This window comes from Micromonospora avicenniae, assembly GCF_900156065.1.
GTDB lineage: Bacteria > Actinomycetota > Actinomycetes > Mycobacteriales > Micromonosporaceae > Micromonospora > Micromonospora avicenniae.
The window spans coordinates 138,895-164,544 of sequence record NZ_FTNF01000007.1 but is presented as its reverse complement, the minus strand read 5'-3'; the positions used below and the strand labels follow the sequence as shown (position 1 = coordinate 164,544).

The window sequence follows — 25,650 nt, the reverse complement described above, 5'->3', positions numbered from 1 at the left end:
CAACGACTCCGGGGCGGGGTACGTACCGGTGGCGCGATCGGTTCAGCGGCGTGGGGCCGCCCCGCGGGGAACGATCCGGAGAGCCATCGTCGGAATGCTAACCAGGTGGGTGCTCCGGCACCCGTTCGCGCCCCGGCGGTGTGGCGGCGCGTGTCGGCGCAGGCACCTGTCGTCGCGTGTCGGCGCAGGCAACTGTCGCGGCGCGTGGCGGCGAAGGCACCCGCATCGGCGGCCGAAGGGGCATGTTGGTGTCATGCCCGCACATCCGTCGAACCATCCTTCGGACGCATCCGAGCCGACCCACGGCAGAGGTGGGCACGACAGGCACGCCGGCCACGACCCGGCGATGTTCCGCCGGCGGTTCTGGTTCTGCCTGGTACTCACCGCGCCGGTCGTGGTCACCAGCCACATGGTCATGGACTGGTTCGGCTACCGGATCGAGGCGCCCGGACTCACCTGGGTCGGCCCGGTGCTCGGCTCGGTGGTGTTCTGGTGGGGCGGCTGGCCGTTCCTGGTCGGCGCCGTACGCGAGGTGCGCGACCGGGCGCCGGGCATGATGCTGCTGGTCGCCATGGCGATCACCGTCGCCTACGGCGCGTCGCTCGCCACCAGCCTGGGCGCATTCGACCTGGACTTCTGGTGGGAGCTGGCGGCCCTGGTCACCATCATGCTGCTCGGGCACTGGCAGGAGATGCGGGCGATCGGGCAGGCACGTGGCGCGCTGGCGGCACTCGCCGCGCTCCTGCCGGACCGCGCCGAACGGGTCGCGGAGGACGGCCGTACCGAGCCGGTGCCGGTGACCGACCTGCGGGTCGGCGACGTGGTGCTGGTCCGGCCGGGTGGGCGGGTGCCGGCGGACGGGCGGGTCGTGGACGGCGCGGCCGAGCTGGACGAGTCGATGATCACCGGTGAGTCCCGGCCGGTGCCCCGGTCCGTCGGCGACCGGGTGGTGGCGGGCACCGTGGCCGCCGACTCGGCGCTGCGGGTCCGGGTCGAGGCGGTCGGCGAGCGGACCACGCTCGCCGGCATCCAGCGCATGGTCGCCGAGGCGCAGCAGTCCAGCGGGCGGGCCCAGCTGCTGGCCGACCGGTTCGCGGCGGCCCTGTTCTACGTGGCCATGGCCACCGCCGTGGTCACGGTGCTGGTGTGGACGCTCATGGGCAGGGGCGACGAGGCCGTGGTCCGGGCCGTCACGGTGCTGGTCATCGCGTGCCCGCACGCGCTCGGCCTGGCGATCCCGCTGGTGATCGCGCTCTCCACCGCGCTGGCCGCGAAGTCCGGGATCCTGGTCAAGGACCGGCTGGCGCTGGAACGGATGCGGACCGTCGACGCGGTGCTGTTCGACAAGACCGGCACGCTGACCCGCGGCGAGCACGTGGTCACCGAGGTGGCGGCCGCTTCCGGCATCGAGCATGACGAGCTGCTGCGGCTCGCCGCCGCTGTCGAGTCCGACAGCGAGCATCCGATGGCCCGGGCGATCGTCGCGGCGGCGGGGGAGCAAGGTGGGACCGCACCGGCAACCGGATTCCGGGCCCTGCCCGGCCGCGGGGTGCAGGCCACCGTGGCGGGCAGGGAGTACGCGGTCGGCGGGCCGGCGCTCCTACGCGAGCTGGGCGTACGCCTGCCCGACGTGCTCCGGGACTCGACCGGTCGCTGGACCGCCCGAGGTGCGGTGGTGCTGTACCTGGTACGGCGGCCGGACACGGTGCTCGGTGCGCTGGCGCTCACCGACGAGGTACGCCCCGAGGCGCGCGAGGCGGTCGTCGAGCTGCGCGCCCAGGGCGTACGGACCATCGCGATGATCACCGGCGACGCCCGGCCGGTCGCCGAGTCGGTCGCCGCGGACCTCGGGTTCGGCTCCGGTGACGAGGTGTTCGCGGAGGTGCTGCCGGCGCAGAAGGACGCGAAGGTGACCGACCTGCGGCGGCGTGGGCTGACCGTGGCGATGGTCGGCGACGGGGTGAACGACGCCCCGGCGCTGGCCAGGGCCGACGTGGGGATCGCCATCGGGGCCGGCACGGACGTGGCGATCGAGTCCGCCGCGGTGGTGCTCGCCTCCTCCGATCCGCGTGGGGTGGCAGCCGTGGTCCGGCTCTCGCGAGCCTCGTACCGGAAGATGCTGCAGAACCTGGCCTGGGCGGCGGGCTACAACGTCGTCGCCCTGCCACTGGCCGCGGGGGTGCTGGCCGGGGCCGGGTTGTCGTTGAGCCCGGCCGTCGCCGCGGTGCTGATGTCGGGATCCACCATCGTGGTGGCGCTCAACGCCCAGCTGCTGCGCCGGGTACGCCTCGGCGCGACGAACGCAGGCTGACCGCCGCACCTGCCGTGGGTCGCGGGGCGCGCTCCGCGCCGGCCGGCCGCGTGCCTGCCGTGAATCGCGGGGGCACCGCGCGCCGGCTGAGCGGACGCGGTCAGCCGCGCTTCATGAGCCGGCCGACCGCGGCCATCATCTCGGTGGCCATCTCGTCGGCGCGTCCCTCGGCCGCCCCCTCGTGCATGCAGTGCCGGGCGTGCCCGTCGAGCAACCCGAGGGCGACCTTGTCCAGTGCGGCCTGGACGGCGGAGATCTGCGTGAGCACGTCGATGCAGTAGCGGTCCTCGTCGACCATCTTCTCGACGCCGCGCACCTGCCCCTCGATGCGGCGCAGCCGCGCGAGCAGCTGGTCCTTGCTGGCCGTGTATCCGCGGATCGGCGTCGGTGTGGTCATGCCGGCAAGGATAGCCTACCCCCTGGGGGTATGGTACGGTCCCAGTGTCCAGATACCCCCGCCCGGTATTCGAGCCGGCCCCGGGGCCGAAATCTGCCCGGCTGGTACCCCCAGGGGGTATAAGCTGGCGATGGAAGGAGAGACGCGATGGTCACCACGACGTACCAGGTGCAGGGCATGACCTGTGGCCACTGCGTGAGCGCGGTCAGCGCCGAGGTCGGCGCGGTCACGGGCGTCAGCGACGTCCAGGTCGACCTGGCCACCGGCCGGGTCACCGTCACCAGCGAGAGTCCGCTGGACACCAACGCGGTGCGCGCCGCCGTCGACGAGGCCGGTTACGACCTCGTCGACGAGTGAGCGGCAGGCGACCAGGAATCGAGGTTCCACTGTGAGCGCCCCCTTGAAGCTGAGTGGCTTCGCCCTCGGCCTCGCGGCGGTGTTCGGCGCGGCGTACGGGGTCGGCCGGGTGGCCGGCCCCGTCACCCCGGCCGCCGAATCCCGCCACGACGACACGGCGACCGCCGGTCACGGCGATACCGATCATCCGGGCGGCGGTTCCGCAGCCGCTCACCTCCCCGGCGGCCTGCTCGTCTCCGACCGCGGTTACACGCTCACCCCGGTCGCCGCCCCGGCCGGCGAGTTCGCCTTCCAGATCAGCGGGGGCGACGGCCGCCCGGTCACCGCGTACGACGTGGCGCACGACAAGCAGATGCACCTGATCGTCGCGCGCCGCGACCTCTCCGGCTTCCGGCACGTGCACCCCGAACTCGGGCCGGACGGCACCTGGCGGGTCGCCTCCCCGCTGGCCGGGCCCGGCGTGTGGCGGGCGTTCGCCGACTTCACTCCCACCGGGGGCGACCCCCTGACGCTCGGCATCGACGTGACCGTGCCCGGCGCGCTGACTTCCCGGCCGCTACCGGCGCCCGGCACCAGCACCACGGTCGACGGCTACACCGTCACGCTGGCCGGCGACCCGCAGCCCGGCCGTACCGCCGAACTGACACTGACCATCAGCCGCGACGGCGCTCCGGTGACCGACCTAGAGCCCTACCTCGGCGCGTACGGTCACCTGGTGGCGCTGCGCCAGGGTGACCTCGCGTACCTGCACGTCCATCCGGACGGTGAGCCGGGCGACGGGCGGACCCGGCCCGGACCGGCCGTCACCTTCCTGGCCGAGGTGCCCACCGCCGGCACCTACCGGCTCTACCTCGACTTCAAGCACGGCGGCGCGGTGCACACCGCCGAGTTCACCGTGGTGGCCGGCGGCGCGCACGCCGAAGACGTCCCGCCCGCCCCGAACCCACCCGCCCCGACCGGTTCCGCCGAGCACGGCGGGCCCGGCCACGGGCACGACTGACGGGAGCCGTGATGACCACCACCAGCAGCACCCCGCTGCCGACGGCACCGAACCTGATCGAACTCTCCATCGGCGGCATGACCTGCGCGTCCTGCGCCGCGCGCATCGAGAAGAAGCTGAACCGGATGGAGGGCGTCTCCGCCACCGTCAACTACGCCACGGAGAAGGCCACCGTCCGCTTCGCCGACGACGTCACCCCGGACGACCTGATCGCCACCGTGCAGAAGACCGGCTACACGGCGCAGGTGCCGCCCCCGCCCACGCCGGCGGGCACGCCGGTCGCCGAGGCGCCGGTCGACGAACTGCGCGGTCTGCGTCACCGGCTCTGGACGTCCTTGGCGCTGACCGTCCCGGTGATCCTGCTCGCCATGGTGCCGGCGTGGCAGTTCGACTACTGGCAGTGGCTGTCGCTGACCCTGGCCGCGCCGGTCGTGGTCTGGGGCGGGCTGCCGTTCCACCGGGCCGCGCTGATCAACCTTCGGCACGGCGCCGCCACCATGGACACCCTGGTCTCCGTGGGCACGCTCGCCGCGTTCGGCTGGTCGCTCTGGGCGCTCTTCCTCGGTGACGCGGGGATGCCCGGCATGACGCACCCGTTCCGCTTCGACATCGTCCGCTCCGACGGCGCCGGGAACATCTACCTGGAGGCGGCGGCCGGGGTCACGCTGTTCATCCTCGCCGGGCGGTACTTCGAGGCCCGCTCCAAGCGGAACGCGGGTGCCGCGCTGCGCGCGCTGCTCGAACTCGGCGCGCGGGACGTCGCCGTGCTTCGCGGCGGGGTGGAGACCCGCGTACCGGTCGACCAGCTCGCCGTCGGGGACCGGTTCGTCGTGCGGCCAGGGGAGAAGATCGCCACCGACGGAGTGGTCGACGAGGGCACCTCGGCGGTCGACGCGAGCATGCTCACCGGCGAGTCCGTACCGGTCGAGGTCGGTCCGGGCGACGCGGTCGTCGGCGCCACGGTCAACGCCGGCGGCCGGCTCGTGGTCACCGCCACCCGGATCGGCGGAGACACCCAGCTCGCGCAGATGGCCCGCCTGGTCGAGCAGGCACAGAGCGGCAAGGCGGCGGCGCAACGGCTCGCGGACCGGATCTCCGGCGTCTTCGTGCCGATCGTGATCGCGTTGGCCGTCGGCACCCTGGGGTGGTGGCTCGGCACGGGCGCCGGCCCGACCGCCGCGTTCACCGCCGCCGTGGCGGTGCTGATCATCGCCTGCCCGTGTGCGCTGGGCCTCGCCACGCCCACCGCGTTGCTCGTCGGCACCGGTCGTGGTGCCCAGCTCGGCATCCTGATCAAGGGGCCGGAGGTGCTGGAGAACACCCGGAAGGTCGACACGGTCGTGCTGGACAAGACCGGGACCGTGACCACCGGCCGGATGACCCTCGTGGACGTGGCGCCCGCCGAGGGCGACGATGCCGAGGAGCTGCTCCGGCTGGCCGGCGCGCTGGAGACCGCCTCCGAGCACCCGATCGCCCGGGCGGTGGCCGCGGGGGCGGCCGAGTCCGGCGTGCTGCCGCCCGTCACCGATTTCGCCAACGTCGAAGGGCTCGGCGTCACCGGCGTCGTCGAGGGTCGTACGGTGCTGGCCGGTCGGCTGCGGCTGCTCCGGGAACGCGGATTCGACGTACCCCCGGAGGTGGAGCGGGCGGCGACCGACGCGGAGGCCGCCGGTCGGACGGCGGTGCTGGCCGGTTGGGACGGGCGGGCGCGCGGCGTCCTCGCGGTCGCCGACGTGGTGAAGCCGACCAGCCGGGCGGCGGTGGCTCGGCTGCGGGCGCTCGGGCTCCGCCCCGTGCTGCTCACCGGCGACAACGCCACGGTCGCCCGCGCGGTGGCCGAGGAGGTCGGCATCGACGAGGTGATCGCCGAGGTGCTGCCGGCGGACAAGGTGGACGTGGTCGCCCGCCTGCAAGGCGAGGGACGGGTCGTCGCCATGGTCGGCGACGGCGTGAACGACGCCGCCGCGCTCGCCCAGGCCGACCTGGGCCTGGCCATGGGTACGGGCACCGACGTGGCGATAGAGGCGTCCGACCTGACCCTGGTCCGGGGCGACCTGACGGCCGCGGCGGACGCGATCCGGCTGGCCCGCCGCACCCTGGGCACCATCAGGGGCAACCTGGTCTGGGCCTTCGGCTACAACGTCGCGGCGCTGCCGCTGGCCGCGGCCGGGCTGCTCAACCCGATGATCGCCGGCGCCACGATGGCCTTCTCCTCGGTCTTCGTGGTCGCCAACAGCCTCCGCCTGCGCCGATTCCGCCCCCTGGACCCCGCCTGAGCACCACGCCCGAGGCATCGATCACGAGGTCGGCGGCACCGTCGACCTCGTGATCGACGCACTTCGGGGGCGGTTGGGCCGCGGGTGGGTTGGGTACCTGTGCGGGGGTAGCGACGTCTTGCACGGGAGGTTCGTCATGGGTATCGATGACAAGATCCGTAACGCGACCGAGGACGCGACTGGCAAGGTCAAGGAGCACGCGGGCCGGGCCACCGACGACGAACGGCTGGAGGCCGAGGGCCGCAACGACCAGGCCGCCGCGAACCTCAAGCAGGCCGGCGAGAAGGTGAAGGACGCGTTCAAGAGCTGACGTGTCTCGTACCGCACGCCGGGCCGGTCGCCACCGGCCCGGCGTTGCCGTCGGCCCGGGCGTGCGGCCTGCCCGGCGTGCCGTTGGCGCGGGTGCCGTCGGCCTGGGGTGCGCTGAGCGGGTGATCGACTCGACGTCCCTGAAGTCGCGGCATCCGCCGCATCCCGACACCCCGATTTCAATGAGCCCGAGTCGATCAAGGCTCTGGCGGACGCCGGCCGGTTCCGGAAGCGCTGCGGTAGCCGCCGGGTGCCTGGAAGGGCTGCGGGCCGACGTGTCCTGGCCCGGCGTCGGATCGTTGGCAGGGCGAGGTACGCGCGGACGGGTCGAGCGGGGGACGCCAACCACGGACGGGAGAGGACGATGTCCCAGCCCACGTCGACCGGCTGGAGAGCCGTCGTCGCGGCCCTGCTGGTAGCGCTGCTCGCCGGGTGCCAGGCGCCCGGAACGGAGTCCGGTGACCCGGCGTCGAAGAAGCCCCTCCCGAGTACGACGAGCGTTCCGGCGGCCACCACGAGCCCTTCGCCGGTGACCGCCGCCAACACCGTCGAGGTGTGCCAGGCCGTCAACCGGCTCATCATCGCCGCCAGCCAGAAGATCTCGGCGGATTCGACCGCGGCGACCAAGCGTGAGTTGACCGGCGAGCAGATCAGCGCCCAACTCCGCCGCACCCTCGCCGAGCTGGCCGACCAGGTGCGCGGCCAGGCTCGCCGAGCGGAGGATCGCGAGATCAGGACGCTGGTCACCTCGACCGCCGACCAGATCGATGCCGGTGCCCGGGCCGTCCGTCCTGCCGCCTGGCTCGACGACACCTTCACCGCCATCCCGGCGAACCTCATGCGGGACTGCCGCCCCTGAAACGGCCCGGCTGTTCCGCCGTCACCCCTGGGGGCCAACCCTGACTTCACCCTCGATCGCCGGGCCGAGGCTGTTCGCCGTCGACGTTGACCCGCTAACTTCTCTTTGCATGTGCAAGGGCTCGTCATGAGCGATGACCCACCGCTGTCGGGGGACGACCTGGTCCGGGTGCTCGGCACCCTGGCCAATCCACACCGGATCCGGGTGATCGCCGCGCTGGCCCAGGAGCGGGCGTACGTCAGTCGCCTCGCCCGGGATCTCGGGATCAGCCGTGCGCTGCTGCAGGTTCACCTGCGGAAGCTGACGGCGGCCGGCCTCGTGTCCGCCCAGCTGGAGTTGTCGGAGGACGGGAAGGCAATGAAGTACTACGAGGTGAAACCGTTCGTGCTCCGGCTCACCCCGGACAGCATCGCGGACGCGGCCCGGACGCTGACCCCGCCGGACACCATCGACCCGCACGAAGCCGAGCGGTGACCGGCATGAGCGACCACGACTGGACCGAGGTGGTCGGGGCGATCGGGATATTCGCCCTGCTCATCAGCGTGATCACGGTGACCGTGGTGCAGTTCGGCAAGACCCGGCGGGCCCGGTTCGCCGCGGCTCACGAGGAGGAGTACCGCCACCTCGCCGAGACGGCGGTCCGGCTCCAGGAGAGCAACGAGCGCCTGCTGGCCGCGCTGAACGGCCGGCTGGGGTCGATGGAGGACCGGATGACCACGCTGGAACGTGTCCTGCGGGACGTCGACTAGCCCCTGTTCCATGCGGCTCCCCGGGGGACTTCGACAGGAGTCCAGCCAGCCCGGCCTGATGCCCCGGGCCGTCGAGAGGCAACTCGACGGCCCGGGTGGAAGCAGCACCGCCTCGCCCACGGGCGAGTTCTTCCCGCAATGCCCCGTCGAGGAGAGGACAACATCTCGTGCTGCGCGTACGCAAATCCGTCGGCTGGGCGCCGGCGGTCGCGACGGTCGTCGCGCTGGTCGGTGTCGGCGGCCCGCCGGCCGCGGCGGCCCCGCCCGCACCACGTTCGACCATCACCTGGCAGCCCTGCGAGCAGGACGCCACCGCCGAGTGCGGGACGCTGTCCGTCCCGGTCGACTGGGACCACCCGGACGGCGAGCGGTTCGACCTGGCGCTCGCCCGGCGGTCCGCCACCGGCCCGGGAGCCCGCACGGGCGCACTGGTGTTCGGTCCCGGTGGACCGGGCGACAGCGGCGTGGACCGCGTGGTGACCGGTGTCGCCCGGTTCAGTGACGATCTGCGCCGCCGGTTCGACATCGTGAGCTTCGACCCGCGCGGCACCGGCCGCAGTCATCCGGTCGTCTGCGCCACCAGCCTGCTCGCCGCGCAACCCCAGGTGATCGCCGACCAGGCGCAATTCGCCGCCACCCTGGCCGGCAACGAGCGGCTGCGCGCCGACTGCCGAACGCGGACCGGGCCGCTCGTCGACCACGTGGACACGATCAGTGCGGCCCGGGACCTGGACGCGATCCGGGCCGCCCTGGGCGAGCGCCGGCTGACCTTCCACGGCAGCTCGTACGGAACCCTGCTCGGCCTCCAGTACGCCGAGCTGTTCCCGCACCGGGTACGGGCCATGGTGCTGGAGAGCACCGTCGACCACAGCCACGCCACCCGATCGTTCCTGGACACCCAGGCGGTCACCGCCCAGGACTCGTTCGACGAGTTCGTCGCCTGGTGCGCGACCGCCGAGAAGTGCGCGCTGCACGGGCGGAACGTTCGCGCCGTCTGGGCCAGCCTCTGGTCCCGCGCCGAGCGGGGCGAACTCACCGACCCCGATCGCCCCGGCGCGCCGCTGAGCCCGTTCTTGCTCAGTCGGCTCGCACAGCGGGCGTTCTACGGCCCGGACTGGCCGGGGCTGGCGGAGGACATCCGGACCATGGAGTCGAACCTACCGGCTCCGGTCGCCGCGCCGAGCACCACGACGGGCACCTCGGTCAGCCCGTACCCCTTCGCGGTCTTCTGCCAGGACTGGTCACTGCCGGTCCGCGACTACCGGGAGTACGCCGGCCACCTGCGCCGGCTCGCCCGGCTCGCGCCCGACCTGCGGTATCCCCAGGCCGTCTTCGCGCTCTCGACCTGCCTGGGCACGCCGACCCCGGTCGCGAACCCGCAGCACCGTCTCCGAGTCCGCACCGACGTGCCGCTGCTGCTCGCCGGCACCCGGCACGACCCGGCCAGCGGCTACAACTGGGCGACCAACGTTTCCCGCCAGCTCGGACGACACGGTTTGCTGCTGACGTACGAGGGCTGGGGGCACGGCAGCTACACGACGAGCTCCTGCGTGTCCCGCGCGGTGGACCGGTACCTGCTCGACGAGGTGGTGCCGGAACAGGGTGCCCGCTGCCCCGCGGTGGACCCGACCGCCTGATCCACCGGAGGCGTCCGGCCACCGGATCGGTCCACCGGCCGGACGCCTCCGGGTCAGCGCAGCACCCGATACGTCACGTGGGTGACGGTCGGCCCGGCGACTGCCGCCGCCTGTTCGAGCCGCAGATCGTCGAGGCCGGTGAAGAGGCGCTCGCCGTTGCCCAGAACGACCGGGACGATGTGCAGCTGAAGGGTGTCGAGCAGGCCGGCGGCCAGGTACTGCCGGACCGTGCTGGCCCCGCCGCCGATCGCCACCTTCCGGTCGCCCGCCACCTCGCGCGCCTGCTCGAGCGCCGAGTGGACGCCGTCGGTGACGAACCGGAACGTCGTACCGCCGGCCATCGGCAGCGGCTCGCGCGGATGGTGGGTGAGCACGAAGACCGGCGTGTGGAAGGGAGGCTCCTCGCCCCACCAGCCGCGCCACGTCTCGTCCCACGGCCCGTCACCGCCGCCGAACATGCGCCGTCCCATGACGTACGCGCCGACATCGCGGGTCATCTCCTCCACGACCTCCGAGTCCACTCCACCCTCGCCACCGGACAACCCGTGCTGTGCCCGCCAGGCATCGAGGCCGTAGACCCACTCGTGCAGTTGCTCGCCGCCCCGACCGAGTGGATCCCGGAGGCTCTGCTCGGGCCCGGCCACATAGCCGTCCAGCGAGATCGACAGTTGGCTGGTCACCGTGCTCATTGATCCGTCCTTCGGGGTTGGTCGTCGACCACCACGAGCCGGGCGGCCCGTAGTTCCAGGTAGCGACGTTCGGGAAGGCTGGTGGTGGCCCGCGCCGCATCGAGGTACGCCGCGCGTGCCGGACCGGGCTCGCCGGCCAGCTCCAGCAGGTGGGCGCGGACAGCCGCGACCCGATGGTGTGCCGCGGTGCGCTCGTCCTCGTCGAGCGGTTCGAGCATGGCGAGCCCCGCCCGGGGCCCGTCGACCATCGCCACGGCGACCGCCTGGTTCAGGGTGACCATCGGGTTCGGCGCGATCCGGGCGAGCAGCCGGTAGAGCGCGACGATCTGCGGCCAGTCGGTCTCGGCCGCCGACGGCGCTTCGGAGTGCACCGCGGCGATCGCCGCCTGGAGCTGGTACGGCCCCGGCGGTGACCAGGTCAGCGACTCGGTGATCAGTGCGACGCCCTCCTCGATGGCCGCCCGGTCCCACCGGGTGCGGTCCTGCTCGGCCAGCGGCACGAGCTCCCCACCCGGGCCCAGCCGTGCGGCCCGGTGCGAGTCGGTGAGCAACATCAACGCGAGCAGGCCGGTCACCTCACCGTCGTCGGGCAGCAGCGCGTGCAGCATCCGGGTCAGCCGGATCGCCTCGCCGGTCAGCTCGGCCCGGTGCAGGTCCGGGCCGCTGGAGGCGGTGTACCCCTCGTTGAAGATCAGGTAGAGCACCTGGCGGACGGCGCCCAGCCGCTCGTCCCGCTCGGCCGCCGACGGCATGGTGAACTTCGCGCCGGTCGCCTCGATCCGCTGCTTGGCCCGGCGGATGCGCTGGCTCATCGTCGCCTCGGGGACCAGGAACGCGCGGGCGATCTGCGCGGTGGTGAGCCCGCCCACCGCGCGCAAGGTCAACGCCACCTGCGCCGACCGGGCCAGCGCCGGATGGCAGCAGAGGAACAGCAGACGCAACGTGTCGTCGCCGGCCGGCGGCTCCGCGTCGGCCGCCGGGGCGACCGCGGCGTACGCCGGCTCGCGTACGGCCACGGCGACCTCGCGGTCCCGGCGGGCGCGTTCGCTGCGCCACTCGTCGGTGAGCCGGCGGGTGGCGACGGTGAGCAGCCAGGCGCGCGGGTTCTCCGGCACTCCCTGCTCAGGCCACTGCAGGGCCGCGGCGAGCAGCGCCTCCTGCACCGCGTCCTCGCACCTGTCGAACTGGCCGTGCCGGCGGACGAGCAGGCCGAGGACCTGCGGCGCCAGAGTGCGCAGCAGTTCCTCGACCCCGCGCGACCCGGAGATCACATCTCCGTCCCGGCCTCGTCCATGATCGGGCGGATCTCCAGGGCACCGCCGTAGCGCACGTCCGGCCAGCGGCGGGCGATCTCCGCGGCCCGCTCCGGGGTGTCGCAGTCGACGGCCAGGTAGCCGGCGAACTGTTCCTTGCTCTCCATGAACGGGCCGTCGACGACCTCCGGATGCCCGCCGGCCAGCCGGACCGTACGCGACTGCGAAGGGTCGGCCAGCGCCTGCCCGCCGATCAGCTCGCCGGACTCGGAGAGTTCCTTCATGATCTCGTCCACCTCGCCGAAGAGCCTCACCCGCTCCTGCTCGGAGAGCTCCTCGACGAAACCGGGCCGGTTCCAGATCAACAGCATGTACTTCACGACCGCTCCTCACGTCCCGGCCGCGCCCGTGGTCGGCGCGGCTCACCCAGAGGTCGGAGCGGACCCCCCGCTCCCGACAACCGACGGGAAGAAAATCCCAGAAATCTCGACCCGTCGGCGGTCGGCGCACCGGTGGTCGCGCCGGCTCGTTGGCGAGCCCCGCGCCTCATTGGCGATGGTGTCGCCTCACCGGCGCCCCCGCCGGCCACCACGGACCTGCCGGGTCGGCGGGGTGTCGCCCACATCGAGGGTCGCCCGGTCCGCCGCCGACGTGCCGGAGGCCCAGCCCTCCGCATCGCGTACGGTCAGCCGGGCCCGGGTGACCCCGGGGAAGAGCGTCTCGAACCGCTCCCGGACGGCCTCGCCCCGGGCGGCGAGCACCGGCAGCAGCCGATCAGCGCCGGCCTCCTGCACCGCCTGCCGGTTCGCCGCCGCAGTGGCGGCGCGCAGCCGCTCCCCGATCCGCAGCGCGAACGCGTTGAGGAACGACTCGTCGTAGCCGCGGGTGCGCCGCCCGCCGGACGCCCGCCGCTCGCCCCGGCCGGCGAGCATCGCGGCGGTGGCCTGCACCAGCAGCGACGTGTAGAGCAGTTCGACGGCGGCCAGCTCGGCCGGCCAGCCGAGCACGGTGGCGAAGCCGAGGTCGTCCGACCAGACCGACTCGCACCCGTTCGCCGCCGCCACCTCCTGCACCAGCAGCGCCTTCGCGCCGGCGTACGGGGCGTCGGTGCCGAGCCGAACCCCGCTCGGCAGGTCGGGACCGGGGGCTTCGGCCGCCAGCAGGGCCTCGTCGAGGCTGTGCCGGGCGATCAGCTCCTGGGCCTTGCCGGTCAGCGCCTCGGCCTCGGCGGGGAACGTCGTCGACTCGGCCTTCGCGAGCAGCGCCCGGACCCGATCCAGGATCCGGGAGCCGCTGCCACCGCCAGCCGGGCCGGTGACCACCCGGGCGGCCGTCGAACCCGGTGGCGGACGGAGCACGGCGATCGGCGGCAGTCCCACCACGAGCGCCAGCGCGTCCACCGCCTCCCGCAGCGCGGTCACCCGGTCGATCCCCTCGCGCGCCGCCCAGGCGGCGAGGTGCCCGCCGTCGTCCGCCCACCACACCCGCGCGTCCAACTCCCGCAGCTGGTCGTCCCACCAGGACGGGACCGGGTCGGGCAGGTCGCGTCGCTGTGCGGCCATCACGTCGTGCAGCAGCCGGGCCGGTCGCGGCCCGAGGCGGCGGTCCGCGAGCCGGGCCAGGTCGGCCGGTTGCCAGCCGCGCGGCCAGAGCCGCCCCACGTCGCGGGCCAGCCGGCGCAGGAGCGCGGCGTCCACGTCCGGCGCGCCCGTGCCGACCACGAGCCGGTCCAACTGCCGTTCGGCGAGGCGTACGTCCCGGCCGCGCGCGGCCGTCACGGCGTCGTCGATCAGCTCCTCGGCGTCCGGCACGGGTCGTCCCTCCTCACTGCGGTCCGGCTGCTGCTCCGATCATGCCCGCCGGGCGGGTCCGACAGCCGAACGGGGCCGCATTGCCGTCGCACTTCGGCATGCGCCGTCCGGTTTCGGGTCGCACCTCCCGCGCACCGGGTTCGGTGGGTGGTGGTCAGGTCGGGCGGTACTCCACCTCCGGACGCCCGGGCGTGCCGTAGCGGGGAACCCGGGTCACCCGGCGGGTGTCGGCCAGGTGCTCCAGGTAGCGCCGGGCGGTCACCCGGGACATGCCGGTCTGCTCGGCGACCTCGGAGGCGGAGAGCCCCGGCCGGCGGCGCAGCACGTCCAGCACGACGTCGAGGGTCTGCGCGACGAGACCCTTCGGCAGCGTGTCCGGTGCCGTCCCGCGCAGCGTGGCCAGCATCCGGTCCACCTCGTGCTGGGCGGCCACCGCGCCGCCCGCCGAGGTCTGCCGCCGGTACTCGGCGTAGCGCTCCAACTTGTCCCGGAAGGCGGCGAACGTGAACGGTTTCAGCAGGTAGTGGGTCACCCCGAGGGCCACCGCGGCGCGGACCATGGCCAGATCCCGGGCCGAGGTCACCGCGAGCACGTCCGCGTCGCTGCCCGCGGCCCGCATCGCCCGGCATACGTCCAGGCCGGGCACGTCGGGCAGGTGCAGATCGAGCAGCACCAGGTCGACAGCGTCCGGACCGGTCCGCCGCAGCACCCGCATCGCTTCCCGAGCGTCGTGCGCCACCCCGACCACCCGGAAGCCGGGCACCCGTTCGGTGTACGCGCGGTGCGCCTCCGCGATCAGCTCCTCGTCCTCGACGACGAGCACGCGGATGTCGACGCCGGCACCCTCGCTGTGCTCGCTCATGCCGGCACCTCGCTGCGCTCGGCACCGGCATGAGGCACCACGGCGCCGTGTTCGATGATTCGCCCGCCGTGCTCGCTCATGTTCGCTGCTCCACGGGGATGGGGAGATGGGCCCGGAACACCGTTCCGCCGTCCGCGGCCTCCGCCACCTCGTGCCGCCCACCGTGCCGGATCAGCACCTGACCGACCAGGGCGAGCCCCAGACCGCGACCGCTGGCCTTGGTCGACCAGCCCCGGCGGAACGCGTCGGCCACCCGGTCGGGTGGCAGCCCCGAGCCGCTGTCGGTCACCTCGACCAGCACCTCGCCCTCCGTCTCGGCCACGCGCACCCGTACCCGGCGAGGCGGTTTCCCCGCAGCGACCGCCTCCAGCGCGTTGTCGACCAGGTTTCCCACCACGGTGAGCAGGTCCCCGGCCGGCAGCGTGCCGACATCGAGTCGGGAGGCCGGGTCGACGGTCAACTCGACGCCGCGTTCAGCGGCCTGGGCCGACTTGCCGAGCAGCAGGGCGGCCAACGCGGGCTCGGTGATCGCGCCGACGACCTGGTCGGTGAGTTGCTGCGCCAGCGCGAGCTCCTCGGTGGCCAGTCGTACGGCCTCCTCGGCGCGGCCCAGCTCGACCAGCGTGAGCACGGTGTGCAGCCGGTTCGCGGCTTCGTGCGCCTGCGACCGGAGCGCCTCGGTGAGTCCTCGGACGGAGTCCAGCTCGCTGGTGAGGGCCCGCAGCTCGGTGTGGTCGCGCAGGGTCAGCACCGTGCCCATGGTGTGCCCACCGGTGCCGGTCGGCCGGAGGTTGGCCACCAGTGCGCGGTCGGCGGTGAGGATCAGCTCGTCGCGGGCGGTCTGGCCGGTGGTGATCAGCTCGGTCAGGGCGGCCGGCAGGTCGACCTCGGTCACCGGGCGGTCCACCAGCGCCGTGTCCGCGGGCAGGCCCAGCAGGCGGCGGCCCTCGTCGTTGATCAGAGCGATCCGCCGGTCCGGCCCGATCACCACGAGGCCCTCGCCGACCGAGTGCAGCACCGCGTCGTAGTACTCGTACATCCGGGCCATCTGTGCCGGGCCGAGGCCGTGCGTCTGCCGGCGCAGCCGTCGGCTGAGCAGCCAGGACCCGGCGGCTGCCAGGGCCAGCGCGGCAACGGTGGCGGCGAGCAGCACCGGTGAGCGGTCGAGCAGTTCCCGGTTGATGGCCTCGGTGGTGATGCCGACCGACACCAGCCCGATGACCCGGCCGTCTTCGGCGCGTACCGGCACCACCGAACGTACCGACTCGCCGAGCGTCCCGGTGTTGACCACTGTGATCGGCCGCCCGGCCAACGCCGGGGCGATCTCGCCGATGAACGGTCGCCCGATCTGGGCGGGATCGGTGTGCGAGTAACGGGTCCGATCCGGTGCCATCACCACCACGAAATCGGTTCGCGTGGCGTGCCGGATCGACTCGGCGTACGGCTGGAGCATGGCGGACGGGTTGGGGGAGCGCAGCGCCTCGGCGACCTCGGGAGAGCGGGCGACCGTCTCGGCGACGGCGAGCACCTCCTTGCGGGCCGCCTCCCGGGCGTCGGCGCGGGCGACCAGGGCGACGCCCGCGGTCGCCGCCGCCACCAGCAACGTCACCACCACCACCTGAAGGGCGAACAGCTGCCCGGCGATGCTCCACTTTCGTCCGGTCATGTCTCCTCGTCGTCGCGGGACTCGGGTCCCCGCCCGGCCGGCGGTTCCGGTCGGTGCACGTGTTCGTCGGGGTGGACGGTTCAGGTCGGTGCCGGGTCAAGCGGTGCGTCCCGGCCCGGTCGGCGGTCCGGCCGGCGACCTCCCGGTCCGGCCGGCGACCTTCCGGCCTGGTCGGCGGCTCGGGTCGGTGAACAGAATGAACGCAAGGCTGATTCCGGTTGAGACCTGGGCCACAGTCTCAGCCATGCAGACCCCCACCACCAGCACACAGGTCGCGCGACCCCGCCGCGACCGCACACATTTCCTGTACCTCGCCGTCATCGTCGCCGTCCTGGCGGGCATCCTCGTCGGCTTCGTCGCGCCGGACGCGGCGCAGGAGCTCAAACCGCTCGGCACCGGCTTCGTCGCGCTGATCAAGATGATGATCAGCCCGGTCATCTTCTGCACGATCGTGCTCGGTGTCGGCTCCGTACGGCAGGCCGCCAAGGTCGGCAAGGTCGGCGGACTGGCGCTGGGCTACTTCCTGGTCATGTCGACAGTCGCGCTGGCCATCGGCCTCGTCGTCGGCAACATCGTGCACCCCGGCTCCGGGCTCCAGCTCAGCAGCGAACTGGCCGAGGCGGGCCAGAAGGCCGCCGGCACCGAGAGCGCAGGCACCGTCGACTTCCTGCTCGGCATCATCCCGACCTCGCTGCTCTCCGCGCTGACCGGTGGCGAGGTGCTCCAGACTCTCCTGGTCGCGTTGCTTGTCGGCTTCGCGGTGCAGGGCATGGGCCGCAAGGGTGAGCCGGTGCTGCGGGCCGTCGGCATCGCCCAGCGCCTCGTGTTCAAGGTCCTCACCATGATCATGTGGCTGGCCCCGATCGGCGCGTTCGGCGCGATGGCCGCGGTGGTCGGCGCGACCGGCGTGGACGCGTTGAAGAGCCTCGCGCAGATCATGCTCGGCTTCTACGCCACGTGCCTGATCTTCGTACTGGTGGTGCTCGGGGCCTTGCTCTGGCTCGTGGCGCGGGTCTCGATCTTCTCGCTGCTGCGGTACCTCGGCCGGGAGTTCCTGCTGATCGTCTCCACCTCGTCGTCGGAGTCGGCGCTCCCGCGGCTCATCGCCAAGATGGAGCACTTCGGGGTCAGCAAGCCGGTCGTCGGCATCACGGTGCCGACCGGGTACTCGTTCAACCTGGACGGCACGGCCATCTACCTGACCATGGCGTCGCTCTTCATCGCCTCCGCGATGGGCGACCCGCTCTCCGTGGGCGAGCAGATCTCGCTGCTGGTCTTCATGATCATCGCGTCCAAGGGCGCTGCCGGGATCACCGGTGCCGGCCTCGCCACCCTCGCCGGCGGCCTCCAGTCGCACCGGCCGGACCTGGTGGACGGCGTCGGCCTGATCGTGGGCATCGACCGGTTCATGTCCGAGGCGCGTGCGCTCACCAACTTCGCCGGCAACGCGGTGGCCACCGTGCTGATCGGTCGCTGGACCGGCGAGTTCGACCGGGAGCAGGCACAGGCGGTGCTCTCCGGCGAGCGGCCGTTCGACGAGGCCACCATGCTCGACGAGGACCACGACGACGCGGACCTGGCCGAGCCGGAGACCGCCGTCGCCCCGGACCGGGCCGAGGAGGTCAAAACCGGAGCGGCCAACCGCTGACGAGCGCGCACCGCAAGGCGCCCCCCGCCCCTCCCGCCGCACGCGCACGAACGGCCTGCGGCAGGCACTCTTTCACGGAAAGAGTGGCTATCCAGCCTCGGATAGCCACTCTTTCCGTGTTTTTGTGTGGATCTTGGGGCGAGGGCGGGACCTATCGCGGGGTCAGGGGCGGGGTGGCCAGGCGTCCAGGACGGTCTGGATGGGGAGTGCGTGCTGGGGGGCCGGGATCGGAGGTGGCACCGGGGTGCGGTCGAAGCGGGGCGCCGGCGCCGGCTGGATCTCCCCGTCCACCTCGACGAAGGTCCCCCGGGCGGCGTTGTGCGGATGCCGGTGCGCCTCGGTGGGGGCGAGCACCGGGGCCACGCACGCGTCAAGATCGGCGAAGACGTCCGCCCACTCGTCCCGGGTACGGCTGGCGAACCGCTCGGCGAACCGGCGGCGAAGCACGTCCCAGCCGGCCGGGTCGTACTGGGCCGGCAGGTCGGGGTCCTCGGCCAGGCCCAGGCCGGTGAGGAGGGCGGCGTAGAACGCCGGCTCCAGCGCGCCGACGGCCATGAAGCCGCCGTCGGCGGTGCGGTACGTGTCGTAGAACGGCGCCCCGCCGTCGAGCAGGTTGTGTCCGCGCGGCGCGGACCAGAGGCCGGTGTTGACCATTCCGTGCAGGAACGCCGTGAGCAACGCCGAACCGTCGACCATCGCGGCATCCACCACCTGCCCGGCACCCGAGCGCTCCCGCTCCAGCAGCGCGGCCAGCACACCGACGGCGAGCAGCATCCCGCCGCCCGCGAAGTCGCCGATCAGGTTCGTGGGCGCGTACGGGCGTTCACCGGCGCGGCCCAGTGGCTCCAGCGCGCCGGACACCGCGATGTAGTCGATGTCGTGACCCGCCCGGGATGCCAGCGGGCCGTGCTGTCCCCAGCCGGTCATCCGCGCGTACACGAGACCCGGGTTGCGGGCGTGGCAGGTCTCCGGGCCGAAGCCCAGCCGCTCCGCCACCCCCGGCCGGTACGCCTCGACCAGCACGTCCGCCCGTTCCACGAGACGCAGCAAGGCTGCCACTCCGGCGGGCGACTTCAGGTCCAGCACGGTGGCACGGCGGCCGCGCTGCAACGGCCCGTTCGACGGCGCGGCCAGCCGTCCGGAGGCGGGGCCGCCCGGCCGGTCCACCCGGACCACGTCGGCGCCCAGGTCGGCCAGGACCATGCAGCCGAACGGGGCGGGCGCGAGGCTGGCGAGTTCGACGATCCGCACCCCGGCCAGCGGCCCGCCGCTCGTGCCGGTCCCGCCCAGGTGGGCACTCCCGCCGTGCCCACCGGGCCGGCGGCTCGGATCCGGTCCGGCGGCCGCCGCCGACGTGTCGTTCCGACCCGGCGCCGAAGCCCGGTTCGGTGCCGGGCCGCCGCCTTCCCCGGTCGGACGATCAGAGGGCACGGGCGATCAGCTCCTTCATGATCTCGTTGGTGCCGCCGTAGATCTTCTGGGCGCGGGCGTCGGCGTACATCCGGGCGATCGGGTACTCGGTGGTGTAGCCGTAGCCGCCGAAGAGTTGCAGGCACCTGTCGACGACCTCGCACTGCCCGTCGGTGAGCCAGTACTTCGCCATGGCGGCGGTCGCCACGTCCAGTTCGCCCCGCGCGTGCCGGCTGATGCAGTCGTCGAGGAAGACCCGGCTCGCCCGCGTCCGGGTCGCGCACTCGGCGAGCACCATCCGGGTGTTCTGGTGCCCGAGCAGCGGCTTGCCGAACGCGCTCCGCTCCTTGGCGTACGCCACGGTCAGCTCGACGGCTCGCTCCATGGCGGCGACCGCGCCCACCCCGATAACCAGCCGTTCCTGCGGCAGTTGCTGCATGAGCTGGACGAAGCCGAGCCCCTCGGCGTCGCCGAGCAGGTTGGCCGCCGGCACCCGCAGCCCGTCGAAGAACAGTTCGGCGGTGTCGTTCCCCGTCAGCCCGATCTTGGCGAGCAGTCGGCCCCGGCGGAAACCCTCCGGATCGCCGCCGACCTCGCAGACCAGCAGCGAGATACCGGCGGCGCGTTGCTCCGGGTCGGTCTTGGCGGCCACTATGACCAGGTCGGCGAGCCCACCGTTGCTGATGAACGTCTTCGCTCCGGTCACCAGGTAGTCGTCGCCGTCGCGTACCGCCCGGGTGCGCAGCGCCTGCAGGTCCGAGCCGCCGTCGGGCTCGGTCATCGCAATCGCGCCGACCAGTTCGCCGCTGCACAGGCCGGGCAGCCAGCGCCGCTTCTGCTCCTCGCTGCCGTACGCCACCAGGTAGCCGGTGACGATTCCGCTGTGCACGGCGAGGCCGAGGCTGGCCTCGCCGGCGTACGCCTGCTCCTGGAGCAGCACCGCCTCGTGGGTGAAGTCGCCGCCCCCGCCGCCGTACTGCTCGGGAACGGAGAGGCCGAGCAGGCCCAGCTCGCCCGCGCGGCGGTAGTGCTCCCGATCCGGGTGCCCCTGCGCGAGCAGCCGCTCGGTGTGCGGCAGCACCTCCCGGGTGAAGAAGGCACGGGCCAGGTCGGCAAGGTCGTCGTGCTCCGGCTTACGCCACGGCGAGAGGTGGGGCGTCGGCATGGCCCCACCTTCATGCCCGTTCGGCAACGTGTCAACAAGCTTCGATCAGCCCCTCGGGCCTCCGGCGACGCCCCGCACCCGTCGCCCCCGTGCCCGCACCGCCCCGCGGCTGACCGGCCGGGACGGCCGACCGGGTGGGCCGGCTCACCGCTGGAAGGGGGGCCTGTGAAAAGGGCGTCAAAAAGCTGGAGGCCGCCGTCATGGTCCCGTTATAGGCCCTGTCGCCCGGCCGACCACGGGGCTTTGATTGCCCCCGCGCGACCGGGAGGCGGTCGCGACGAACCTTATCCGTACGAGGAGTCAGCGTGTCTGACGTGGTGTTCGTGGTCCTGACGGTGGCGCTCTTCGCGGCGCTCGCCCTGGTGGTCCGGGCGGTGGAGAAGCTGTGAGCGCGGTCAACGCCGTCGGCCTGGTGCTGGCGATCGGCCTGGGGATCTTCCTGGTCGTCGCCCTGCTGTTCCCGGAGCGCTTCTGATGACCATGACAACAGCCGGCGTCATCTTCGTCCTGTCGCTGGTGGTGGCGCTGGTCGCCGTCTACAAGCCGTTCGGCGACTACATGTACCGGGTGGTCTCCGGCACCCGGTCGTCTCGCCTGGAGCGCGGGATCTACCGGCTGGTCGGGGTCAACCCGGCCGCCGAGCAGAGCTGGGGCGTGTACGCGCGTAGCGTGCTGGCCTTCTCGGTCGTGTCGCTCCTGTTCCTCTACCTGCTCCAGCGGGTGCAGGACAAGCTCTGGCTGTCGCTGGGCTTCGACCCGGTGGTGCCGCACGGCGCCTGGAACACCGCGGTGTCGTTCGTGACCAACACGAACTGGCAGTCGTACTCGGGCGAGTCGACCATGGGTCACCTCGTGCAGATGGCCGGCCTCGCGGTGCAGAACTTCGTCTCCGCGTCGGTCGGCATCGCGGTCGCGATCGCCCTGGTCCGCGGGTTCGCCCGGCACCGCACCGGGCACCTGGGCAACTTCTGGGTCGACCTGACCCGGATCACCCTGCGCATCCTGCTGCCGATCGCAGTGCTCGGCGCGTTCGTGTTGATGCTCGGTGGGGTGGTGCAGAACCTGTCCGGCGGCACCGATGTCACCACGCTGACCGGCGGCACCCAGACGATCACCGGCGGGCCGGTGGCCAGCCAAGAGGTGATCAAGGAGCTGGGTACGAACGGTGGCGGCTTCTACAACGCCAACAGCGCCCACCCGTTCGAGAACCCGACCTCCTGGACCAACTGGATCGAGATCTTCCTGATCCTGCTCATCCCGTTCAGCCTGCCCCGGGTCTTCGGCCGGATGGTCGGCCAGAACCGGCAGGGGTACGCCATCGCCGCCGTGATGGGCATCCTGGCGGTGGCGAGCGTCACCCTGACCAACGTCTTCGAGCTGGCCGGGCACGGCACCGTGCCGCAGGCGGTCGGCGCGGCGCTGGAGGGCAAGGAACTGCGGTTCGACGTGTCGAACTCGGCGACCTTCGCGGCGGCGACGACGCTGACCTCGACCGGTGCGGTCGACTCGTTCCACGACTCGTTCACACCGCTCGGCGGCATGATGCCGCTGCTCAACATGATGCTCGGCGAGGTCGCCCCCGGTGGCGTCGGATCCGGCCTCTACGGCCTGCTGATCCTCGCCGTGATCACGGTCTTCGTGGCCGGGCTGATGGTCGGCCGTACGCCCGAGTACCTGGGCAAGAAGATCGGTGCCCGGGAGATCAAGTTCGCTTCGATGTACTTCCTGATCATGCCGGCGCTGGTGCTGATCGGCACGGCCGCGGCCTTCGCCACCGGCAACAACGCGACAGCGCTGAACGTCGGCCCGCACGGGCTCTCCGAGGTGCTGTACGCCTTCACCTCGGCGAGCAACAACAACGGGTCCGCGTTCGGCGGCATCACCGTGAACACCACCTGGTGGGACACCGCGCTCGGCCTCTGCATGCTGCTCGGCCGGTTCCTGCCGATCATCTTCGTGCTCGCCCTGGCCGGCTCGCTGGCCCGCCAGCAGCCCACCCCGGCGTCCGAGGGCACCCTGCCGACCCACCGACCCCTGTTCGTCGGGATGGTCGTCGGCGTCACGGTGGTCCTCGTCGCGCTGACCTTCCTGCCCGCCCTCGCGCTCGGTCCACTGGCCGAGGGGCTCTGATCTCCATGAGGAACGAGAACATGTCCGTCACGTCGGTGACATCGGGAACCGGCGAGGAGCCGACGCCCGGTACGCCCGCCACCCAGGGCAACCGGGTCGGCGGCGGCCTGCTCGACCCGAAGCAGTTGCTCCGGTCCCTGCCGGACGCGCTGCGCAAGCTCGACCCGCGCACGCTGTGGCGCAACCCGGTGATGCTGATCGTCGAGATCGGCGCCGTCTTCACCACCGTGCTGGCGATCGCCGACCCGTCCGTGTTCGCCTGGGCCATCACCGTCTGGCTCTGGCTCACCGTCATCTTCGCGAACCTCGCGGAGGCCGTGGCGGAGGGCCGGGGCAAGGCGCAGGCCGCCACGCTGCGCCAGGCGAAGCGGGACACCATCGCCACCCGTCTGATCGGCTGGACGCCCGGCGCTCCGGCGAACCGGTACCGGGACGAGGCGGTGCCCGCTCCCGAACTGAAGCAGGGCGACATCGTCCTGGTCGAGGCGGGCGGCATCATCCCCGGCGACGGTGACGTGGTCGAGGGCATCGCCAGCGTCGACGAGTCGGCCATCACCGGCGAGTCGGCACCCGTGATCCGGGAGTCCGGCGGCGACCGGAGCGCGGTCACCGGCGGCACCAAGGTGCTCTCCGACCGGATCGTCGTCAAGATCACCCAGAAGCCGGGCGAGAGCTTCATCGACCGGATGATCGCTCTCGTCGAGGGTGCCAACCGGCAGAAGACGCCGAACGAGATCGCGCTGAACATCCTGCTCGCCGCGCTCACCATCATCTTCCTGCTCGCGGTGGTCACCCTCCAGCCGCTGGCGATCTTCTCGAAGGCATTCCAGGCCGCCGCGCCGGACACCGGCGCGGTCACCGGCACCGGCATCACCGGCGTGGTGCTCGTCTCCCTGCTCGTCTGCCTGATCCCGACCACGATCGGCGCGCTGCTCTCGGCGATCGGCATCGCCGGCATGGACCGCCTGGTCCAGCGCAACGTGCTCGCGGTGAGCGGTCGCGCGGTCGAGGCGGCGGGTGACGTGAACACGCTGCTGCTCGACAAGACCGGCACGATCACCCTCGGCAACCGGCAGGCCGCCGAGTTCCTGCCGGTCGAGGGGGTCGAGGCGGCGGAGGTCGCCGACGCCGCGCAGCTCTCCAGCCTCGCCGACGAGACCCCCGAGGGGCGCTCGGTGGTGGTGCTCGCGAAGAACGAGTACGGGCTGCGCGAGCGGGAGCCGGGTGTCATGCCGCACGCCACCTTCGTGCCGTTCACGGCGCAGACCCGGATGAGCGGCGTCGACCTCGGCGCGGAGAGCGTCGACGGCGGCGTACGCCGGATCCGCAAGGGCGCCGCGGCGGCCGTCATGAAGTGGGTACGCGACAACGGCGGCCACCCGACCGGTCAGGTCGGCGAGCTGGTCGACGCGATCAGCGGCACCGGCGGCACCCCGCTGGTGGTGGCCGAGCACGTCGACGGGGAGCCGGCCCGGGCGCTCGGGGTCATCCACCTGAAGGACGTGGTCAAGTCCGGGATGCGGGAGCGGTTCGACGAGATGCGCCGGATGGGCATCCGGACCGTGATGATCACCGGCGACAACCCGCGGACCGCGAAGGCGATCGCCGACGAGGCCGGGGTGGACGACTTCCTTGCCGAGGCCACCCCGGAGGACAAGCTCGCGCTGATCAAGAAGGAGCAGGAGGGCGGCCGGCTGGTCGCCATGACCGGTGACGGCACGAACGACGCGCCCGCGCTCGCCCAGGCGGACGTCGGCGTGGCGATGAACACCGGCACGTCGGCCGCGAAGGAGGCCGGCAACATGGTCGACCTCGACTCCGACCCGACGAAGCTCATCGAGATCGTCGAGATCGGCAAGCAGCTGCTGATCACCCGGGGCGCGCTGACCACGTTCTCCATCGCCAACGACGTGGCGAAGTACTTCGCCATCATCCCGGCCATGTTCGCCGGCCTCTACCCGAGCCTGGACGCGCTGAACATCATGCGGCTGGCCAGCCCGGAGTCGGCGATCCTCTCCGCCGTCGTCTTCAACGCGATCATCATCGTCGTGCTGATCCCGCTCGCCCTGCGCGGCGTGCGGTACCGGCCGGCGAGCGCGTCGAAGCTGCTCAGCCGCAACCTCTGGCTGTACGGGCTGGGCGGACTCATCGTGCCGTTCCTCGGCATCAAGCTCATCGACCTGCTCATCCAGTTCATTCCAGGGATCTCGTGATGCGCCTACCCAGCTGGATCGCCCAGCACCTCGCCGCCCTGCGGGCCGTACTCGTCTTCACGGTCCTGCTCGGCCTGGCCTACCCACTCGCCATGGTCGCCGTGGGCCGGATTCCCGGCCTCGACGGCAAGGCGGACGGTTCCCTGATCAGCGTCGACGGACGCGCCGTGGGCAGCAGCCTGATCGGGCAGTCCTTCACCGACGCGGACGGGAACCCGATCGCCCGCTACTTCCAGAGCCGCCCGTCGGCGGCCGGCGGCGGCTACGACCCCACCGCCACCTCGGCCAGCAACCTCGGCCCGGAGAGCGTGGTGGACACCATCGCCACCGACCCCGAGGAATCCTCGCAGAGCCTGCTCACCCAGGTCTGCGAGCGCAGCAAGGCGGTCGGCGAGCTCAACGGTGTGGACGGCAGCCGGCCGTTCTGCACCCCGGACGGGGTCGGCGCGGTGCTCGCCGTGTTCCGCGCCGACGGGCTCACCGGTCAGGTGACCCGGGTGGTGAGTGTCAACCAGGCAGCCCCGGCCACCCCGTTCCTCGCGACCTACCAGGGGGTGCCGGTCGAGCCGGCCCAGCCGGGCCACGACTACGTCGCCGAGGGCGGGATCGTCACCCCGGTCCGGGGCGACGCCCCCGCCCAACCGGCAGTGCCCGCCGACGCGGTCACCGCAAGCGGCAGCGGCCTCGACCCGCAGATCAGCCCGGCCTACGCCGAGCTGCAGGTGAACCGGGTCGCGCGCGAGCGCGGTGCCGACCCGGCGGCGGTCCGCCGCCTGATCGAGGCGAACACCACCGGCCGGGCGCTGGGCTTCATGGGGGAACCCGTGGTCAACGTGCTGGAACTCAACCTGGCTCTCGACCGGGAGTTCCCCGCGCGCTGATCCGCCGAGCACGCGGGGCGAGGCCAC

General features: G+C 72.6%; 23 protein-coding genes. 14 read left to right on the top strand and 9 right to left on the bottom strand.

The genetic code is table 11. The features are described 5' to 3' along the window. Positions 1-253 precede the first annotated feature (253 nt). The gene (locus tag BXA10_RS13760) at positions 254-2,311 is read left to right on the top strand and encodes a heavy metal translocating P-type ATPase (protein WP_076470719.1); all 2,058 of its coding nucleotides are present in this window, start codon (positions 254-256) and stop codon (positions 2,309-2,311) included. A gap of 100 nt (positions 2,312-2,411) precedes the next feature. Here BXA10_RS13760 and BXA10_RS13755 read toward each other — a convergent pair whose 3' ends face one another. After that, positions 2,412-2,708 (bottom strand): metal-sensitive transcriptional regulator, encoded by a 297-nt coding sequence (locus tag BXA10_RS13755; protein ID WP_076470718.1) that lies wholly within the window; start codon positions 2,706-2,708, stop codon positions 2,412-2,414. Between the two features lie 147 nt (positions 2,709-2,855). On the opposite strand from BXA10_RS13755, the gene BXA10_RS13750 reads away from it, so the two are divergent. The 8 genes from BXA10_RS13750 (at position 2,856) to BXA10_RS13715 (ending at position 9,895) form a co-directional block, all read left to right on the top strand. Beyond that, positions 2,856-3,065: a heavy-metal-associated domain-containing protein gene (locus BXA10_RS13750; RefSeq protein WP_076470717.1), complete on the top strand. Its 210-nt coding sequence runs from the start codon at positions 2,856-2,858 to the stop codon at positions 3,063-3,065. 31 nt (positions 3,066-3,096) lie between these two features. Then, entirely contained in the window at positions 3,097-4,065 is a 969-nt protein-coding gene (locus tag BXA10_RS13745; RefSeq protein ID WP_076470716.1) for a hypothetical protein, read from the top strand. A gap of 11 nt (positions 4,066-4,076) precedes the next feature. Then, a complete protein-coding gene (locus tag BXA10_RS13740; protein ID WP_076470715.1) occupies positions 4,077-6,341 on the top strand; it encodes a heavy metal translocating P-type ATPase in 2,265 nt (754 codons plus the stop codon). Between the two features lie 136 nt (positions 6,342-6,477). Next, positions 6,478-6,651, top strand: coding sequence for a CsbD family protein (locus BXA10_RS13735; RefSeq protein WP_076470714.1), 174 nt, complete (start codon positions 6,478-6,480; stop codon positions 6,649-6,651). 363 nt (positions 6,652-7,014) lie between these two features. Further along, positions 7,015-7,509: a hypothetical protein gene (locus BXA10_RS13730; protein ID WP_076470713.1), complete on the top strand. Its 495-nt coding sequence runs from the start codon at positions 7,015-7,017 to the stop codon at positions 7,507-7,509. Positions 7,510-7,635: 126 nt separating this feature from the next. After that, positions 7,636-7,983, top strand: a complete 348-nt coding sequence (locus BXA10_RS13725) for an ArsR/SmtB family transcription factor (RefSeq protein WP_076470712.1) — start codon at positions 7,636-7,638, stop codon at positions 7,981-7,983. A 5-nt stretch (positions 7,984-7,988) separates the two neighbouring features. Then, positions 7,989-8,258: a hypothetical protein gene (locus BXA10_RS13720; protein WP_076470845.1), complete on the top strand. Its 270-nt coding sequence runs from the start codon at positions 7,989-7,991 to the stop codon at positions 8,256-8,258. A 167-nt stretch (positions 8,259-8,425) separates the two neighbouring features. Further along, a complete protein-coding gene (locus tag BXA10_RS13715) occupies positions 8,426-9,895 on the top strand; it encodes an alpha/beta hydrolase (protein ID WP_076470711.1) in 1,470 nt (489 codons plus the stop codon). Positions 9,896-9,948: 53 nt separating this feature from the next. Here BXA10_RS13715 and BXA10_RS13710 read toward each other — a convergent pair whose 3' ends face one another. From BXA10_RS13710 to BXA10_RS13685, 6 genes are all read right to left on the bottom strand, one after another. Next, the gene (locus tag BXA10_RS13710; RefSeq protein ID WP_076470710.1) at positions 9,949-10,584 is read right to left on the bottom strand and encodes a dihydrofolate reductase family protein; all 636 of its coding nucleotides are present in this window, start codon (positions 10,582-10,584) and stop codon (positions 9,949-9,951) included. Further along, complete coding sequence (locus BXA10_RS13705; RefSeq protein WP_425436064.1) at positions 10,581-11,855, bottom strand: RNA polymerase sigma factor; 1,275 nt, start codon at positions 11,853-11,855, stop codon at positions 10,581-10,583. Before BXA10_RS13705 ends, BXA10_RS13710 begins: the two co-directional genes overlap by 4 nt. Beyond that, entirely contained in the window at positions 11,852-12,208 is a 357-nt protein-coding gene (locus tag BXA10_RS13700) for a YciI family protein (protein ID WP_245828244.1), read from the bottom strand. The genes BXA10_RS13705 and BXA10_RS13700 overlap by 4 nt, the downstream gene beginning before the upstream one ends. A 195-nt stretch (positions 12,209-12,403) precedes the next feature. Continuing rightward, positions 12,404-13,648: a DUF2786 domain-containing protein gene (locus BXA10_RS13695; protein WP_076470708.1), complete on the bottom strand. Its 1,245-nt coding sequence runs from the start codon at positions 13,646-13,648 to the stop codon at positions 12,404-12,406. A 154-nt stretch (positions 13,649-13,802) separates the two neighbouring features. Then, a complete protein-coding gene (locus BXA10_RS13690; RefSeq protein WP_076470707.1) occupies positions 13,803-14,510 on the bottom strand; it encodes a response regulator in 708 nt (235 codons plus the stop codon). Positions 14,511-14,586: 76 nt separating this feature from the next. Then, complete coding sequence (locus BXA10_RS13685; protein ID WP_076470706.1) at positions 14,587-16,176, bottom strand: sensor histidine kinase; 1,590 nt, start codon at positions 16,174-16,176, stop codon at positions 14,587-14,589. 244 nt (positions 16,177-16,420) lie between these two features. Here BXA10_RS13685 and BXA10_RS13680 point away from each other — a divergent pair, with 244 nt between their 5' ends. Continuing rightward, a complete protein-coding gene (locus tag BXA10_RS13680) occupies positions 16,421-17,824 on the top strand; it encodes a cation:dicarboxylate symporter family transporter (protein ID WP_076470705.1) in 1,404 nt (467 codons plus the stop codon). Between the two features lie 162 nt (positions 17,825-17,986). Here the strand turns inward: BXA10_RS13680 and BXA10_RS13675 are convergent, their stop codons facing one another. Continuing rightward, positions 17,987-19,114, bottom strand: coding sequence for a CaiB/BaiF CoA transferase family protein (locus BXA10_RS13675; RefSeq protein WP_076470843.1), 1,128 nt, complete (start codon positions 19,112-19,114; stop codon positions 17,987-17,989). 130 nt (positions 19,115-19,244) lie between these two features. Further along, the gene (locus BXA10_RS13670; protein WP_076470704.1) at positions 19,245-20,399 is read right to left on the bottom strand and encodes an acyl-CoA dehydrogenase family protein; all 1,155 of its coding nucleotides are present in this window, start codon (positions 20,397-20,399) and stop codon (positions 19,245-19,247) included. 385 nt (positions 20,400-20,784) lie between these two features. Between BXA10_RS13670 and kdpF the strand changes: the two genes are divergently transcribed. The 4 genes from kdpF to BXA10_RS13650 are packed head-to-tail and all read left to right on the top strand — an operon-like array spanning position 20,785 to position 25,623. Further along, a complete protein-coding gene (kdpF, locus tag BXA10_RS30875) occupies positions 20,785-20,874 on the top strand; it encodes a K(+)-transporting ATPase subunit F (protein WP_091592907.1) in 90 nt (29 codons plus the stop codon). Beyond that, positions 20,874-22,529 carry a potassium-transporting ATPase subunit KdpA gene (gene kdpA / locus BXA10_RS13660; protein ID WP_076470703.1) on the top strand — a complete coding sequence of 552 codons (1,656 nt, stop codon included), beginning with the start codon at positions 20,874-20,876 and terminating at the stop codon, positions 22,527-22,529. The genes kdpF and kdpA overlap by 1 nt, the downstream gene beginning before the upstream one ends. Before the next feature lie 20 nt (positions 22,530-22,549). Beyond that, positions 22,550-24,742, top strand: a complete 2,193-nt coding sequence (gene kdpB, locus BXA10_RS13655; protein WP_076470702.1) for a potassium-transporting ATPase subunit KdpB — start codon at positions 22,550-22,552, stop codon at positions 24,740-24,742. After that, positions 24,742-25,623 carry a potassium-transporting ATPase subunit C gene (locus tag BXA10_RS13650; RefSeq protein ID WP_076470701.1) on the top strand — a complete coding sequence of 294 codons (882 nt, stop codon included), beginning with the start codon at positions 24,742-24,744 and terminating at the stop codon, positions 25,621-25,623. Before kdpB ends, BXA10_RS13650 begins: the two co-directional genes overlap by 1 nt. Positions 25,624-25,650 lie beyond the last annotated feature (27 nt).